The organism is Pseudomonas aegrilactucae, from assembly GCF_019168305.1.
In the GTDB taxonomy this organism is placed as follows: domain Bacteria; phylum Pseudomonadota; class Gammaproteobacteria; order Pseudomonadales; family Pseudomonadaceae; genus Aquipseudomonas; species Aquipseudomonas aegrilactucae.
The window spans coordinates 26,097-40,800 of sequence record NZ_JAHTBI010000049.1 but is presented as its reverse complement, the minus strand read 5'-3'; the positions used below and the strand labels follow the sequence as shown (position 1 = coordinate 40,800).

Genomic DNA, 14,704 nt, shown 5'->3' with positions numbered 1-14,704 from the left:
TCGTATTTGTTCGGAATAGGATCGTCTTACGACCCCAGGCTTACGCAGAGGTTGCCTGCTGCACATCACTTTCCTGGACATGACGCACCAACGGCAGGCGCACGACGAACGTTGCGCCTTCGCCTTCGGCACTGTGCACGGCAATGCTGCCGCCGTGGGCCAGCACGATCTGCTCGGAAATATACAAGCCAAGGCCCAGGCCTGCGCTGCTCTGGCTGGACGAGACACGCTCGAACTGCTGGAAGATGCGCTGCTGGTTCTCGGCACTGATACCGATGCCCTGGTCGCGCACCTGCACACAGGCCATGCCCTGCTCTTGGAACACGCGCACCTGCACCGGGCTCTTGGCGCCGTAGCGCAGGGCATTGGTCAGCAGGTTGGCAATCACCTGCTCGATGCGAAATTCGTCCCAGTACCCGACCAGCGCAGGTCCCGCCTGCAGACTGATGCTCGAGTCGACCGCCGCCGCCTGCGCGGCGAAGTTCTCCACCAGCCCGGCCACCAGTTGACCCAAATCGAAGGAGGCGGGGCGAATCGACAGCTTGCCGGTGCGAATGCGCGAAACGTCGAGCATGTCTTCGATCAGGCGGATCAGGCTGTTGATCTGGCGCTCGTCGCGCTCGACCATGGCATGCATCTTGTCCAGGGTAAAGGCATCGGCATTGTTGCGCGCCAGGTGCAGCTTGCGTAGCTGGGTCTCCAGGATCAACCCGTTGAGCGGCGTGCGCACCTCGTGCGAGACGATCGACATGAAGTCGTCACGCATGCGTACCGCATGTTCCAGCTCCCCACGCGTGACCTGCAACTGCGCCAGCAGCAATTCCTGTTCCTGACGGCTCTGCTGCAGAGCGTCGAGTTGCTGACCAAGGGCCTTGCGCTGGCGATAGAGGTCGATGAACACTGCCACCTTGCTCTTCACCGCATGGGTGTCCAGCGGCTTGTGCAGGAAGTCCACTGCGCCGCTCTCGTAGCCCTTGAACGCGTAGTTCATCTCGCGCCCTGCGGCGCTGACGAAGACGATGGGAATGTTCTTGGTCTTTTCGGTGCCGCGCATCATCTCGGCCAGCTCGAAACCGTTCATGCCGGGCATCTGCACGTCCAGGATGGCCAGGGCGAACTCGTGCTCAAGCAGCAATGACAGGGCTTCGTCGGCCGACTGCGCCTTGTACACGCTGCGGTCCGGGGCCTTGATCAGCGCCTCCAGTGCCAGCAGGTTCTCTGGCAGGTCGTCAACGATCAGCAGGTTTGCTTGGATATGGCTTAGCATGCACGTGGTTCCAGCTTGGCGAGCAATTGCCCGATGCCGTTCAAAGGGAGTATGTGGTCGGGGCGATGCAGCGCCAGCGCCGCTTCAGGCATGACCGCAACCTGTGCTTCGTGGGGGTCTTGCACGATGGTGATGCCGCCGCCTTGCTTGATCTGCGCCAAACCGCGCGCGCCGTCCTCGTTGGCACCGGTCAGCAGCACGCCCGCCAGACCCGTGCCGTAGACGTCGGCCGCCGACTCGAAAAGAAAGTCGATCGATGGCCGGGAAAAATGCACACGATCTTCCTGGCTCAATGACAGGCTGCGGTCGCGCTCTACCGACAGGTGATAACCCGGCCCGGCCACGTAGATCATCCCCTGCACGATGCTTTCCTTGTCCCGGGCTTCCTGTACCGGACGCTGCAGGCGCCGGCTGAACACCTCGGCCAACTGGCTGTGCCGGTCGTCCGGCAAGTGCAGCACACACAGCAACGGGATGGCAAAGTCGGCCGGCAGGCCGGCAAACACTGCAAGCAGGGCCGAAACTCCACCCGCCGAGGCCCCGAGCACAATCGCGTCGACGCCGCTCATGATTTGCGGTAGATCCGTTCAGGCTTGACCAATGCATCGAATCGATCGGCGTACGCGGAAAAGTCCAGGGTTTCCTTGCTGCCCAGTACCAGGAAGCCGCGATGGCACAGCGACTCGTGAAACAACCCGAAGGCCCGGTCCTGCAGGGTCTTGTTGAAATAGATGAGCACGTTGCGGCACGACACCAGCTGGGTCTCGGAGAACACGCTGTCGGTGGCCAGGCTGTGGTCGGCGAAGGTCACGTTCTCGCGCAGGCTGCTGTCGATGATCGCGTTGCCATAGGCGGCGGTGTAGTAGTCGCTGAACGCCCGGCGCCCACCGGCCTTCTGATAGTTCTCGGTGTAGTCGCGCATGCTCTGCATCGAGTAGATACCCTGCTTGGCCTTTTCCAGCGAACTTGGGTTGATGTCGGTGGCGTAGATGATGGTGCGCTCGAGCAGGCCTTCCTCGCGTAGCAGGATCGCCATCGAGTAGACCTCTTCGCCGGTGCTGCAGCCGGCGATCCAGATCTTGATCGACGGCCAGGTGCGCAAATGCGGCACCACCTCCTGGCGCAACGCCAGGAAATGCCCCGGATCGCGAAACATCTCGCTGACCGGAATGGTCAGGTACTGCAGCAGCTGCATGAACACGCTCGGGTCGTGCAGCACCCGCTCCTGCAGCGCCGATACCGTGGCGCAATCGAACTGGCGCACGGCATGCAGCACCCGGCGCTTGATCGAAGCGCCGGAATAATCGCGAAAATCATAGCTGTACTTGAGGTAGATCGCCTCGATCAGCAGCCGGATCTCAATGTCGGTGTTGCGCTCGATACTCAAATTCGCTCCAGTTGCGGCAGCCATACCCGAATCAACGAGAACAGCCGGTCCAGCTCTATCGGTTTGGCCAGGTAGTCGTTGGCACCCGCCTGCAGGCAACGTTCCTGGTCATCCTTCATGGCCTTGGCGGTGACCGCGATGATCGGCAGCTTGCGCCAGCGCGGGTCCTTGCGGATCAGGCGGGTGGCTTCATAGCCGTCCATCTCGGGCATCATCACGTCCATCAGCACCAGATCGATGTCGCTGATCTGCTCGAGCTTCTCGAGTGCCTCGCGGCCGTTGCGCCCGATTTCCACGATGGCGCCCTTGTGCTCAAGCGCACTGGTGAGGGCGAAGATGTTACGCACATCGTCGTCCACCAACAGCACCTTGCGCCCCTCGAACACCTTGTCGCGGCTGCGCGCGGTCTTGAGCATGCGCTGACGCTCATGGGACAGCGTCGACTCGACTTTGTGCAGGAACAGCGTGACTTCGTCGAGCAGGCGCTCCGGGGAGCGTGCGCCCTTGATGATGATCGAGCGCGAGTACTTGAGCAGGTCGGCTTCTTCGTCGCGGGTCAGGTTGCGCCCGGTATAGACGATCACCGGCGGGAAAGAACGGATGTCGTCGGCAGTCATGCGCTTGAGCAGCTCGTTACCGAGCATGTCGGGCAGCTTGAGGTCGATGATCATGCAGTCGTAGATATTTTCGCGCAGCAGGTCCAGCGCCTCCTGGGCCATGCCCACGGCGGTGATCTGGATGTCTTCGTCGCCGATCAGGCGCGCAATGCTTTCGCGCTGCAGGTCGTCGTCCTCCACCAGCAGGATGTGCTTGAGCTTCTGCGTCAGCTTGTCTTCCAGGCGTGCAAACACCGCCTTGAGCTCTTCACGGCTGGCGGGCTTGACCGCGTAGCCGATCGCGCCCATGTGCATGGCCGCCTCGACACGGTCCTCGACCGAAATGATATGCACCGGAATATGCCGGGTACTGGCCTGTTCCTTGAGCCGTTGCAGCACGGTGAGCCCGGAATGGTCGGGCAGGCGCATGTCCAGCAGGATCGCATCGGGGATGTAGCTGGCCGCCAGTTCGAAGCCCTCGTCGGCCGCCTGGGCAACCAGACAGCTGTAACCCAGCTCATGGGCGAGGTCGAAGAGAATGCGCGCGAAGTTGGGTTCGTCCTCGATGACCAGGATGCAGCGATTGCTGAAGGGGGCCAGTTGGCGATCGTCGGCGAACGCAGGCACCCTGCCCGGTGCCTCCAGCGCTGGCAGTGCAGGCACCGGCGGTGCAACGGGCAGCGGCGCGGGCGCACGCACGGCCATCGCCAACGGTTGCTGGTGCACGATCGGCTCGTACAGTTGCGGCAGGACCAGGCTGAACACACTGCCCTGCCCCAGGCTGCTGTCGACGCTGATCTGGCCGCCCAGCAACTGCGCCAGGTCACGCGAGATGGACAGCCCAAGGCCGGTACCGCCGTAGCGACGGTTCGTGGTGCCATCGGCCTGGTGGAAGGCTTCGAAGATGCTCTGTTGCTGGTCGGCGGCAATGCCGATGCCGCTGTCGCGCACCGAGAACACGATGCCGGTGCCAACCTGATGGCTGATGGTCAGGTCGACCTGACCCTGCTCGGTGAATTTCAGCGCGTTGGACAGCAGGTTCTTGAGGATCTGCTCCAGGCGCTGACGGTCGGTGTACAGGGTGGGGGGCACCTGCGGCTGGATCGTGACATTGAAGCTCAGGCGCTTCTGCTGGGCCAGCGGTTCGAACATCGTGCGCAGGCCGTCGGCCAGGCGGCTGATGTGGGTGGTTTCGGCGCGCACATCAAGCTTGCCGGCCTCGACCTTGGCAATGTCGAGAATATCGTTGATCAGGTTGAGCAGGTCGTTGCCGGCCGAGTAGATCGACTCGGCGAACTTGACCTGCTCGCTCGTGAGGTTGTCCTGCGGGTTCTCGGCCAGCAGCTTGGCCAGGATCAGCGAACTGTTGAGCGGCGTGCGCAGCTCATGGGACATGTTGGCGAGGAACTCGGACTTGTACTTGCTGGAGCGTTGCAGCTCTTCGGCGCGTGCTTCGAGTTCGCGCTGCGCCTGGTTCAGTTCGGCGTTCTTCAGGTTGACGGCGTCACGCTGTTCGGCCAGCGCGTCGGTGCGCTCGGCCAGTTGCTCGTTGGTCTGTTCGAGTTCGGCCTGCTGGGTTTCCAGGTGGGCCTGGGACTCCTTGAGTACCCGCGACTGCTCTTCGAGCTCTTCGTTGGCGGTCTTGAGCTCTTCCTGCTGTACCTGCAACTCTTCGTTGAGCTGCTGGGTCTCGGCCAGCACTTCCTGCAGGCGCTGGCGGTAGCGCGCGCTTTCGATCGAGGTACCGAGGTTGTCGGCCACGCGCTCCAGGAACTCGGCGTCGCGCGGCTGCACGGCGCGCAAAAAGCCCAGTTCGATCACGCCATTGACCTGCCCGTCGTTGACCGCCGGGATGATCAGCACCGTGCGCGGGGTACCCTCGCCCAGCCCGGAGCTGACCTTGAAGTAGTCGGCCGGCACGTCGTCCAGGCGCATCAGGCGGCCCTGCATGACGGCCTGCGCGAGAATGCCCTCCTGGGCGCCCACCCGTTGCTCCTGGGCCTGTTGTTCACGGGAGAAGCCATAGCTGGCGACCCGTAGCAGGCTGCCATGCTCGTCACGCACATACACCGCCGCTACCACGCTGCCCAGGTGGTGAGCAAAGAACTGCAGGATGTTGTTGCCCAGCATGGGCAGGGTCAGTTGGCCCAGCACCTGCTCGGCCAGACGGGTTTGCCCGGCCCGCAGCCAGGCCTGCTGCTCCAGGCGCTCGGTGGCACGCTGCTGGGCCTGGAGATTGGCGGCGTAATTGCTGGACAGGTTGAGCAGATCACGCCGACCGATATAGGCCAGCAGCGCGCTGAGCAGCACCACGAACGCCAGGTACAGCGAAATGGACAGCAGCGTGGTGTTGCTGACCTGCGCGTTGCGCGCGATGCGCAGTTGCTGCTCCATCGCGACGAAGGCGTCGAATTCCTTGCGGATCTCGTCGGTCAGGCGCTTGCCCTGGCCCAGCTGGATAGGCGTGCGGTAGTCGGAGTTGGCGCGGCGCAGCGCGATCATTTCCTTGCCGAAATTGTTCCAGGCAGCCTGCAGCGCTTGCAGACGGCTCAGCCGATCGACCTGCTGCGGGTTGTCGGCGACCAGTTGCTTGAGGGTTTCCAGCTCGGCCTGAATCCGAGGCTTGGCCACTTCATAGGGGTCCAGAAAGTGCTCTTCGCCGGTCAGCAGGTAACCGCGCATGCCGGTTTCCATGTCAATGGAAAGCTTGACCGCCTCGTTGGCGTTATTGATCACCCGATCAGTGTGGGCAACCCACTGGATCACCGAAAGCAGGTAGGCAATCACGGCGACGAATACCACCGCACTGATCAGACCGACGCCCAGGGGCAGGCCGATATTGCGGCTCAGCAGCTTGCGAAAGCTCTGCTGATCGGTCGAGGCTGGTTGACTCATTTCAAAGGGCCCGAGCAAGTAAACGAACGAAAGAGTGTGACGGATTTTCGAGTGACTGTTGCAGTTTTCCGCCAGTTCATCCCCGAGTTTATCCTGCTCGGCAGGCCTTGGCCGGCATTGCGCCAGTATTTGAGGCAGGGATGCACCAAACGTTCCCTCGAATGCGTACGCCCGCTATGCTGTTGGGCTGGCGTGTTTTTTTGCGGTGCAGGGAACTTCGAGCCGCGCGCTGCTTACAGATAATGTGTCACCCATTTTTACAGGATTAACGCCATGCCAAGTCATGACCCTCTTCTGGTCGTCGAAGACGACGCCATTGTGCGCATGCTGATGGTGGATGTGCTCGAAGAACTGGGTTACACCGTGGTACAGGCCAAGGATGCCGAAGAAGCGCTCGACGTGCTGGGTACGCCGACGCAACGCCTGGCCCTGATGATGACCGATGTTGGCTTGCCGGACATGAAAGGAACGGAGCTGGCCGTCAAGGCCCGCGAACTGCGCCCGTTGCTGCCGATCCTGTTTGCCAGTGGCTATGCCGACACCCTTGATGTGCCTGACGGCATGCATTCAATCGGCAAGCCGTTCAGCATCGATCAGTTGCGCGACAAGATCAAAGCGATCCTGTAGCCGCCGGCCTTGCGGCGAAGGCACCCGAACAGGCAGAGAGGATTCTGGTTTAATACGCCCTTTTGCGCCCAAAGGCCCCCGCACCCATGCACGCACCCGCCCTACACGTCCTGGTCATCGGCTACGTCTGGCCCGAACCCCGCTCCTCGGCCGCCGGCGGGCACATGATGCAGTTGCTGGAAAGCTTCCTTGAGCGCGGCTGGCGCATCACGTTCAGCAGCCCGGCAGCCGTTGGCGAGCACAAGGCCGACCTGGCAAGCCTGGGCATCACCGAACAGGCCATCGCGCTGAACAACAGCAGCTTCGACCACTTCATCACGCAACTGGCGCCCGATGTGGTGCTGTTCGACCGTTTCATGATGGAAGAGCAGTTCGGCTGGCGCGTGGAGAAGCACTGCCCCGGCGCCCTGCGCGTGCTCGAAACCTCCGACCTGCAAAGCCTGCGCGACGCACGCCAGCAACTGCTGCGCCGACGCCTGGCCGAAGGCCTGGACAGCAATGACTTTCGCGCGCTGTTCACCACCTCGGGGCCCGACCTGTATCGTCAGATGGCCAGTGCCGACCTGGCCCAGCGCGAACTGGCGTCGATCTACCGCAGCGACCTGAGCCTGATGATCTCGGATGTCGAGATCGACCTGCTGGTCAACGGCTTCGGCGTGCCCGACGCGCTGCTGCACTGGTGCCCGCTGATGCTGGAGCCGCCCACGGGTGACTTCAAGGGGTTCGAACAGCGCCAGCACTTCTTGAGCATCGGCAACTTCCGCCATGCGCCCAACTGGGACGCGGTGCTGTGGATGAAGCACAGCCTGTGGCCGATGATCCGTCGTCGTCTGCCCAAGGCGCAGTTGCACATCTACGGCGCCTACACACCGCCCAAGGCCACCGCGCTGCATAACGCCGCCGAGGGTTTCCATGTGATGAACTGGGCCGAAGACGCACTGCAGGTGATGAGCGAGGCCCGCGTGTGCCTGGCCCCGCTGCGCTTCGGCGCTGGCATCAAGGGCAAGCTCACCGACGCCATGCTCTGCGGCACGCCCAGCGTCACCACGCCGATCGGCGCCGAAGCGATGCATGGCACCCTGCCCTGGCCTGGCCTTGTCGCCGACACCGCCGAAGGCCTGGCCGATGCGGCCGCGCGCCTGTACAGCGAGCAACCGCGCTGGGAACAGGCCCAGCGCGACGCGCGCCAGTTGCTCACGGCGCGCTACGACCGGCGCTGGCATGGCAGCGCGCTGGTCGAACGCATGGAGCACACGCTGGAGCACCTGGCCGAACAGCGCCTGTACAACTTCACCGGGGCCATGTTGCGCCACCATCAGCACAAGAGCACCCAGTACATGGCGCAGTGGATCGAGGCCAAGAACCGCCTTACCGGCGACGCAGCAGGTACGTGTCCATGATCCACCCCTTGCGCGCACGGGCCTGCTCGCGCTGCGCAAGGATCTGCGCCTTGACCGCCTGCAGCGGCCCCTGGATCAGTATCTCGTCGGCGGTGCCCAGATAGGCCCCCCAGTAGATGTGCAATTGCGGGTCGTCCAGGTCGGCAAACGCACAATGGCCATCGAGCATCACCACCAGATTGTCGATACGCGACGCCTCGGCCAGCCGTCGACCGGGCAGGATCGTCAACGGCTCGCCAATTCGATTGAGGGGAATACAGTGGCGGGCAGCCAGCGCCTGCACACTGCTGATACCGGGAATGACCTCCAGGCTGAACGCCTGTGGTACGACCCGCTCAAGAATGCGCAGCGTGCTGTCATACAGCCCAGGCTCGCCCCACAACAGAAACGCGCCGCACTGCCCGTCCGCCAGCTCATCATGCAGCAGGCGACCGTACAGCGCGGCCCGCTGGGAGTGCCAGTGGTGCACAGCGCCCACGTAGTCCACCGCGCGGCCATCGCGCTGCGGGTCCTGGACCTGCACCACACGGCAAGGCCGCGCCACGTGGCGCTCGAGCACCTCCTTGCGCACCCTGAGCAGGTCATCCTTGGCCGCCCCCTTGTCAAGCACGAAGAACACGTCGGCACGGTTCAGGCCATCGATGGCTTCCAGGGTGATCTGCCGGGGGTTGCCCGGCCCGATCCCGATCAACAGCAGGTGTTTCATCGCAGTAGTCCTCCAGCGTGCGCGGGGCCATTGTCGACCGGTTGGCACGCGCCTGGCAAAGCGTACCGCTACAGCAGCGCGAAGTTGTAGCTGACGATTTCCCGGCGCTCGTTCATGTCGCGAGCGAGTTCCTCGTAGTTGCTGTCGAGTGCCCGTATTAATGCTGTAGTGGGAGGAGCATGTACAAGTAAGAAAGTTCCGTAGTACATGGTTATAAAAGAGTGATGTTTCAGCCGGGGGTATTGGCTACACTCCTGTCACTGTGTAGTAGTTACCTATCGGTGACCGCGACGGGCATAACGGCATTCGCAATGTCGGCCCGCACGCGACCACTACCGACCACCAGGAGAAACGACAGTGTCCAGACTTGCAGAGTTTCGTGCTGCTGAAAAAGCCCTTCAGGAACAGCTCTTACAACTGGAGGCACTGAAAAAAGATTCCGGCCTCAAGCGTGAAATCGAATTCGAGCAGAAACTTGTCGCCCTGATGAAAAAGTACGACAAGGGCCTGCGCGAAATCATCGATATTCTCGACCCTGGCGCTAGCGCTCGACGCCCGCAGAGCGTGCCCAAGACGCGCCGTGCGCGGGTGGTCAAAGTCTATGAAAACCCGCACACCGGCGAGCGTATCGAAACCAAGGGCGGCAACCACCATGGGCTCAAGGCCTGGAAACAGGAGTACGGTGCGCAGACCGTTGACAGCTGGTTGAAACACTGACAATAACTTCACACTTTTTTCACATCGGCTGGCTCAGGATAAAGGCTGCTAAAGGATTAGCGCCCCATACGCCCGCTTCGGCGGGCTTCTAATTCTTGCGCCCCGTCTGGCTCGGCCGACGGGGCGCAAATCGTTTGCGCAATCGCTTCAGTTCCGTATCATTGCCCTCTACTGTTTTGCTGGCGTGCCGATCGTCAGCCCTATCTGCGGAGTGCCCATGAGCCTGCAAGATTTCGACACCCTTCCCGGCGTCACCGCGCAACCGGATGCCGCGACCCACAACTTCGTGTTCAACCACACCATGCTGCGGGTCAAGGACGTCGCCAAGTCCCTGGATTTCTACACCCGTGTACTGGGCTTCAGCCTGGTGGAAAAGCGTGATTTTGCCGAAGCCGAGTTCAGCCTGTACTTCCTGGCACTGGTCGACAAGGCGCAGATCCCGGCCGACGCGGCCAAACGTACCGAGTGGATGAAGTCGATCCCGGGCATCCTCGAGCTGACCCATAACCACGGCACCGAAAACGACCCGGCCTTCGCCTACCACAACGGCAACACCGACCCGCGCGGCTTTGGCCACATCTGCATCGCGGTGCCGGACATTCGCGCAGCCTGCGAGCGCTTCGAGCAACTGGGCGTCACCTTCCAGAAACGCTTGAGCGATGGCCGCATGAAGCACCTGGCATTCATCAAGGACCCGGACGATTACTGGGTCGAGATCATTCAGCCGACTGAACTCTGAAGCCTGGCGCAGGGTGCGCGCTCGTCGGCGCGTGCCCCTTCGCCGCCTCGATGTGCTATACCGGACCCGTTACCGGTTGAAGCAACCACAGCGAGGTAGTGCTCATGCAATCCCTTCAATGTGTCCATCGCAACTACACCGTCACCGCCAACGTCGTGCCGCATGCCGGCATCCCCCTGCCGTTCGAGGTAGGCTGTCGCATCACCAGCCCTGAAAAGCACAGCACCCGACGACTCTGCGCTCACGCCCCCCTGTTTCTGGCTGACCTGGAAAACGCCCAGCGCGCGTCGATCGCGCTCGGCAAGTCACTGGTTGACCAGCAGCTGGACAAAGGCGGTTCATTATTTGAATAAGCAATGAAAAAGCCCTGACAGGTTGACCTGTCAGGGCTTTCGGGTTGCTGTGCGGCCATTCGCCGGCAACGCCGGCTTGTACAGCCGACGACGCTTCGTCAGGCCGGCGCCGAGGTACGGATCAAGTGGTCGAACGCCGCCAGCGACGCCTTGGCGCCCTCACCTACCGCAATCACGATCTGCTTGTACGGCACCGTGGTCACGTCACCCGCTGCGAACACACCTGGCACGTTGGTCTGGCCACGTGCATCGACAATGATCTCGCCACGCGGCGACAGCTCCACCGTACCCTTGAGCCAGTCGGTGTTGGGCAACAGGCCGATCTGCACAAAGATGCCTTCCAGCCCGATGTCATGCAGCGTATCGGTGCTGCGGTCCTTGTAACGCAGCCCGCTGACCTTCTGGCCATCGCCCAGCACCTCGGTGGTCAGCGCACGGGTGATCACCGTCACGTTAGGCAGGCTGTGCAGCTTGCGCTGCAGTACCGCATCGGCACGCAACTGACTGTCGAACTCGATCAGCGTCACATGGGCGACAATGCCGGCCAGGTCGATGGCGGCCTCGACCCCCGAGTTGCCCCCGCCGATCACGGCGGTGCGCTTGCCCTTGAACAGCGGCCCATCGCAGTGCGGGCAGTACGCCACCCCACGGCTGCGGTACTCTTTTTCACCGGGTACGTTCATTTCACGCCAGCGCGCACCGGTGGCCAGGATCACGGTCCTGGCCTTGAGGGTGGCGCCACTGGCCAGGCGTACTTCGTGCAGGGCGCCGTCCAGGCCAGGCACCAGCGCATCGGCGCGCTGCAGGTTCATGATGTCGACGTCGTACTGCTTGACGTGCTCTTCCAGCGCCATGGCCAACTTCGGCCCTTCGGTTTCCTGCACCGAAATGAAGTTCTCGATGGCCATGGTGTCGAGCACCTGGCCGCCGAAGCGTTCGGCCGCCACGCCGGTACGGATGCCTTTGCGTGCAGCATAGATCGCCGCTGCCGCGCCGGCAGGGCCACCGCCGACCACCAGCACGTCGAAAGCATCCTTGGCATTGAGTTTCTCGGCCTGGCGCTCGCGGGTGCCGGTGTCGAGCTTGGCGACGATCTCTTCCAGGCCCATGCGGCCCTGACCGAACACCGCGCCATTGAGGTAGACGCTGGGCACCGCCATCACCTGGCGTGCCTCGACCTCAGCCTGGAACAACGCGCCGTCGATGGCAACATGGCGCACATTGGGGTTGAGCACCGCCATCAGGTTCAACGCCTGGACCACGTCCGGGCAGTTCTGGCACGACAGCGAGAAGTAGGTTTCGAAGTTGAACTCACCCTTGAGCCCGGCGATCTGTTCGATCAGCTCGGCGCTCGCCTTGGAGGGATGACCGCCGACTTGCAGCAGCGCCAGTACCAGCGAGGTGAATTCGTGCCCCATGGGGATGCCGGCAAAGCGCAGGCTGATATCGGCGCCGGGGCGGTTGAGCGAGAACGACGGGCGACGCGCATCGACGCCGTCCTCGCGCAGGGTAATCAGGTTCGACAGGCTGGCGATTTCCCGCAGCAGGTCGTGCAGTTCGCGGGACTTCGCACCGTCGTCCAGGGAGGCAACGATCTCGATCGGCTGAGTGACCCGCTCCAGGTAGGTTTTCAACTGAGCTTTAAGCGTGGCGTCCAACATACGGGCGATTCCTTTTTTCAAACGGTAGAAAAAACAACGCCCGGGCAGATTCGCCCGGGCGTTTTGCGGGGCGGGACAACCATCAGGTGCGGTGGCCCGCCCTCGACAGGTTCACGGTCTTAGATCTTGCCGACCAGATCCAGCGATGGCGCCAGAGTGGCTTCGCCTTCTTTCCACTTGGCCGGGCAGACTTCGCCTGGGTGAGCAGCGACGTACTGGGCAGCCTTGACCTTGCGCAGCAGCTCGCTGGCGTCACGACCCACACCACCGTCGTTGAGTTCGACGATCTTGATCTGACCTTCCGGGTTGATCACGAAGGTGCCGCGATCGGCCAGACCGGCTTCTTCGATCAGCACATCGAAGTTGCGCGCGATAACGTGGGTCGGGTCGCCGATCAGCGGGTACTGGATCTTGCCGATGGTGTCCGAGGTGTCGTGCCAGGCTTTGTGGGTGAAGTGGGTGTCGGTCGAGACGCCGTAGATTTCCACGCCCAGCTTCTTGAATTCGGCGTAGTTGTCGGCCAGGTCGCCCAGCTCGGTCGGGCAGACGAAAGTGAAGTCGGCCGGGTAGAAGAACACCACGGACCATTTGCCTTTCAGGTCTGCGTCGGAAACTGGAACGAATTCACCATTGTGGTAGGCGGTAGCGTTGAACGGTTTGACCTGGCTGTTGATGATAGGCATCTGTGACTCTCCTTCAGGGGTTGAAAAACTTGATGGGAGAATCCTAACCATTCATCGCCGATAGCGCTCATTGGCAAAGCTGATGCTGATGATTGGTTTTGGCTATAAAGCCAAGTATCGATAGAAGATTTATGTTGATGCAATCGCGGGTCAAGCCCGCCCCCACACACGGTGGGAACGGGCTTGACCCGCGATGGGTACACCGCTTAGCGCGTAGGCGTACGCAGGGTCACGAACTCTTCGGCCGCTGTCGGGTGCACGCCAATGGTCTCGTCGAACTGCTGCTTGGTGGCCCCGGCCTTGAGCGCGATGCCCAGGCCCTGGATGATCTCGCCCGCATCCGGGCCGACCATGTGGCAACCCAGCACGCGGTCGGTGTCGGCATCGACCACCAGCTTCATCAGGGTCTTTTCCTGCACCTCGGTCAGGGTCAGCTTCATCGGCCGGAAACGGCTTTCGAAGACCTGCACCTTGTGCCCCGCCTCCAGGGCCTGCTCTTCGGTCAACCCCACAGTGCCGATCGGCGGCTGGCTGAACACAGCGGTCGGGATGTTCTGGTAGTCCACCGGGCGGTACTGCTCCGGCTTGAACAGCCGACGGGCCACGGCCATGCCTTCGGCCAGTGCCACCGGCGTAAGCTGCACCCGGCCAATCACGTCACCAATGGCCAGGATCGACGGCTCGTCGGTCTGGTACTGGTCGTTGACCTGCACAAAGCCGCGCGTGTCCAACTGCACCTCGGTGTTTTCCAGCCCCAGGTTGTCGAGCATCGGCCGACGCCCGGTGGCGTAGAACACACAATCTGCAACCAGCTCGCGTCCATCCTTGAGGGTGGCCTTAAGGCTGCCATCGGCCTGCTGGTCGATGCGCTGGATATCACTGTTGAACTGCAGGTCCAGGCCGCGTTTTTCCAGCTCTTCCTTCAGGTGCGTACGCACTGCACCATCAAAGCCACGCAGGAACAGGTCGCCACGGTAGAGCAAGGTGGTCGCAGCCCCCAGACCCTGGAAGATCCCGGCAAACTCCACCGCGATGTAGCCGCCGCCCACCACCAGTACCCGCTTGGGCAATGTCTTGAGGTAGAACGCCTCGTTGGAACTGATCGCCAGCTCGCGCCCGGGGATCTCCGGGATCTGCGGCCAGCCACCAGTGGCGATGAGGATGTTCCTGGCGCTGTAGCGCGTGCCGTCGACCTCCACCTCATGAGGCCCGGTGAGGCGACCGTGGCCTTCGAGCAGGGTCACGCCACTGTTGACCAGCAGGTTGCGGTAGATGCCGTTGAGCCGCTCGATCTCGCGGTTCTTGTTGGCGATCAGTTGCCCCCAGTCGAACTGCGCGTCTTCCAGCGACCAGCCGTAGCCTGCCGCCTGCTCGAAGTCATCGGCAAAATGCGCGCCGTACACCAGCAGCTTTTTCGGTACGCAACCGACATTGACGCAGGTACCGCCCAGGTAGCGGCTTTCGACCACCGCCACGTTTGCCCCGAAGCCGGCAGCGAAGCGCGCAGCGCGCACACCGCCGGAACCGGCGCCAATCACGAACAGATCAAAATCGTAGGCCATTATCAGTCTCCTTGGCAGGCCGCCAGCATAACGCCGGGCACGGCCATAATCGAGTAGGAGGCGGGTTCACACCCGCCGTCCTCTCACACCACCGTGCGTACGGTTTACGTC

The 14,704-nt window shown here is 62.4% G+C and carries 13 protein-coding genes; 5 read left to right on the top strand and 8 right to left on the bottom strand.

The window, feature by feature from the left end; genetic code table 11:
- Positions 1 to 40: 40 nt before the first annotated feature.
- From KUO17_RS14520 to KUO17_RS14505, 4 genes are read right to left on the bottom strand one after another with little or no spacing between them, the layout of a single operon-like run.
- Entirely contained in the window at positions 41 to 1,267 is a 1,227-nt protein-coding gene (locus tag KUO17_RS14520; RefSeq protein ID WP_217976240.1) for a hybrid sensor histidine kinase/response regulator, read from the bottom strand.
- The gene (locus tag KUO17_RS14515) at positions 1,261 to 1,836 is read right to left on the bottom strand and encodes a chemotaxis protein CheB (RefSeq protein WP_217976239.1); all 576 of its coding nucleotides are present in this window, start codon (positions 1,834 to 1,836) and stop codon (positions 1,261 to 1,263) included. Before KUO17_RS14515 ends, KUO17_RS14520 begins: the two co-directional genes overlap by 7 nt.
- Positions 1,833 to 2,654, bottom strand: coding sequence for a CheR family methyltransferase (locus KUO17_RS14510; protein WP_217976238.1), 822 nt, complete (start codon positions 2,652 to 2,654; stop codon positions 1,833 to 1,835). Before KUO17_RS14510 ends, KUO17_RS14515 begins: the two co-directional genes overlap by 4 nt.
- A complete protein-coding gene (locus tag KUO17_RS14505; RefSeq protein ID WP_217976237.1) occupies positions 2,651 to 6,145 on the bottom strand; it encodes a response regulator in 3,495 nt (1,164 codons plus the stop codon). Before KUO17_RS14505 ends, KUO17_RS14510 begins: the two co-directional genes overlap by 4 nt.
- Before the next feature lie 273 nt (positions 6,146 to 6,418).
- Here KUO17_RS14505 and KUO17_RS14500 point away from each other — a divergent pair, with 273 nt between their 5' ends.
- Entirely contained in the window at positions 6,419 to 6,772 is a 354-nt protein-coding gene (locus KUO17_RS14500) for a response regulator (RefSeq protein WP_217976236.1), read from the top strand.
- An 86-nt stretch (positions 6,773 to 6,858) separates the two neighbouring features.
- Complete coding sequence (locus KUO17_RS14495; RefSeq protein WP_217976235.1) at positions 6,859 to 8,172, top strand: glycosyltransferase; 1,314 nt, start codon at positions 6,859 to 6,861, stop codon at positions 8,170 to 8,172.
- Here KUO17_RS14495 and cobF read toward each other — a convergent pair.
- A complete protein-coding gene (gene cobF, locus KUO17_RS14490; RefSeq protein ID WP_217976234.1) occupies positions 8,141 to 8,878 on the bottom strand; it encodes a precorrin-6A synthase (deacetylating) in 738 nt (245 codons plus the stop codon). The two genes, KUO17_RS14495 and cobF, sit on opposite strands and share 32 nt — an antisense overlap.
- A 357-nt stretch (positions 8,879 to 9,235) precedes the next feature.
- On the opposite strand from cobF, the gene KUO17_RS14485 reads away from it, so the two are divergent.
- The 3 genes from KUO17_RS14485 (at position 9,236) to KUO17_RS14475 (ending at position 10,687) form a co-directional block, all read left to right on the top strand.
- Positions 9,236 to 9,595: a histone-like nucleoid-structuring protein, MvaT/MvaU family gene (locus tag KUO17_RS14485; protein ID WP_217976233.1), complete on the top strand. Its 360-nt coding sequence runs from the start codon at positions 9,236 to 9,238 to the stop codon at positions 9,593 to 9,595.
- A 217-nt stretch (positions 9,596 to 9,812) separates the two neighbouring features.
- Positions 9,813 to 10,334: a lactoylglutathione lyase gene (gene gloA / locus KUO17_RS14480; protein WP_217976232.1), complete on the top strand. Its 522-nt coding sequence runs from the start codon at positions 9,813 to 9,815 to the stop codon at positions 10,332 to 10,334.
- A gap of 104 nt (positions 10,335 to 10,438) precedes the next feature.
- Complete coding sequence (locus KUO17_RS14475; RefSeq protein WP_217976231.1) at positions 10,439 to 10,687, top strand: hypothetical protein; 249 nt, start codon at positions 10,439 to 10,441, stop codon at positions 10,685 to 10,687.
- Positions 10,688 to 10,785: 98 nt separating this feature from the next.
- On the opposite strand, the gene ahpF is transcribed toward KUO17_RS14475, so the two are convergent.
- From ahpF to gorA, 3 genes are all read right to left on the bottom strand, one after another.
- On the bottom strand, positions 10,786 to 12,348 hold the full coding sequence (gene ahpF, locus KUO17_RS14470; RefSeq protein WP_217976230.1) for an alkyl hydroperoxide reductase subunit F: 1,563 nt from the start codon (positions 12,346 to 12,348) through the stop codon (positions 10,786 to 10,788).
- A gap of 119 nt (positions 12,349 to 12,467) precedes the next feature.
- Positions 12,468 to 13,031 (bottom strand): alkyl hydroperoxide reductase subunit C, encoded by a 564-nt coding sequence (gene ahpC, locus KUO17_RS14465; protein ID WP_217976229.1) that lies wholly within the window; start codon positions 13,029 to 13,031, stop codon positions 12,468 to 12,470.
- A gap of 206 nt (positions 13,032 to 13,237) precedes the next feature.
- Positions 13,238 to 14,593, bottom strand: a complete 1,356-nt coding sequence (gorA, locus tag KUO17_RS14460; RefSeq protein WP_217976228.1) for a glutathione-disulfide reductase — start codon at positions 14,591 to 14,593, stop codon at positions 13,238 to 13,240.
- Positions 14,594 to 14,704 lie beyond the last annotated feature (111 nt).

Coding starts and splice junctions, on each gene's coding strand:
- KUO17_RS14520 (WP_217976240.1), bottom strand. CDS start 1,267: ATGCTAAGCCATATCCAAGCAAACCTGCTGATCGTTGACGACCTGCCA.
- KUO17_RS14515 (WP_217976239.1), bottom strand. CDS start 1,836: ATGAGCGGCGTCGACGCGATTGTGCTCGGGGCCTCGGCGGGTGGAGTT.
- KUO17_RS14505 (WP_217976237.1), bottom strand. CDS start 6,145: ATGAGTCAACCAGCCTCGACCGATCAGCAGAGCTTTCGCAAGCTGCTG.
- KUO17_RS14500 (WP_217976236.1), top strand. CDS start 6,419: ATGCCAAGTCATGACCCTCTTCTGGTCGTCGAAGACGACGCCATTGTG.
- KUO17_RS14495 (WP_217976235.1), top strand. CDS start 6,859: ATGCACGCACCCGCCCTACACGTCCTGGTCATCGGCTACGTCTGGCCC.
- cobF (WP_217976234.1), bottom strand. CDS start 8,878: ATGAAACACCTGCTGTTGATCGGGATCGGGCCGGGCAACCCCCGGCAG.
- gloA (WP_217976232.1), top strand. CDS start 9,813: ATGAGCCTGCAAGATTTCGACACCCTTCCCGGCGTCACCGCGCAACCG.
- KUO17_RS14475 (WP_217976231.1), top strand. CDS start 10,439: ATGCAATCCCTTCAATGTGTCCATCGCAACTACACCGTCACCGCCAAC.
- ahpF (WP_217976230.1), bottom strand. CDS start 12,348: ATGTTGGACGCCACGCTTAAAGCTCAGTTGAAAACCTACCTGGAGCGG.
- ahpC (WP_217976229.1), bottom strand. CDS start 13,031: ATGCCTATCATCAACAGCCAGGTCAAACCGTTCAACGCTACCGCCTAC.
- gorA (WP_217976228.1), bottom strand. CDS start 14,593: ATGGCCTACGATTTTGATCTGTTCGTGATTGGCGCCGGTTCCGGCGGT.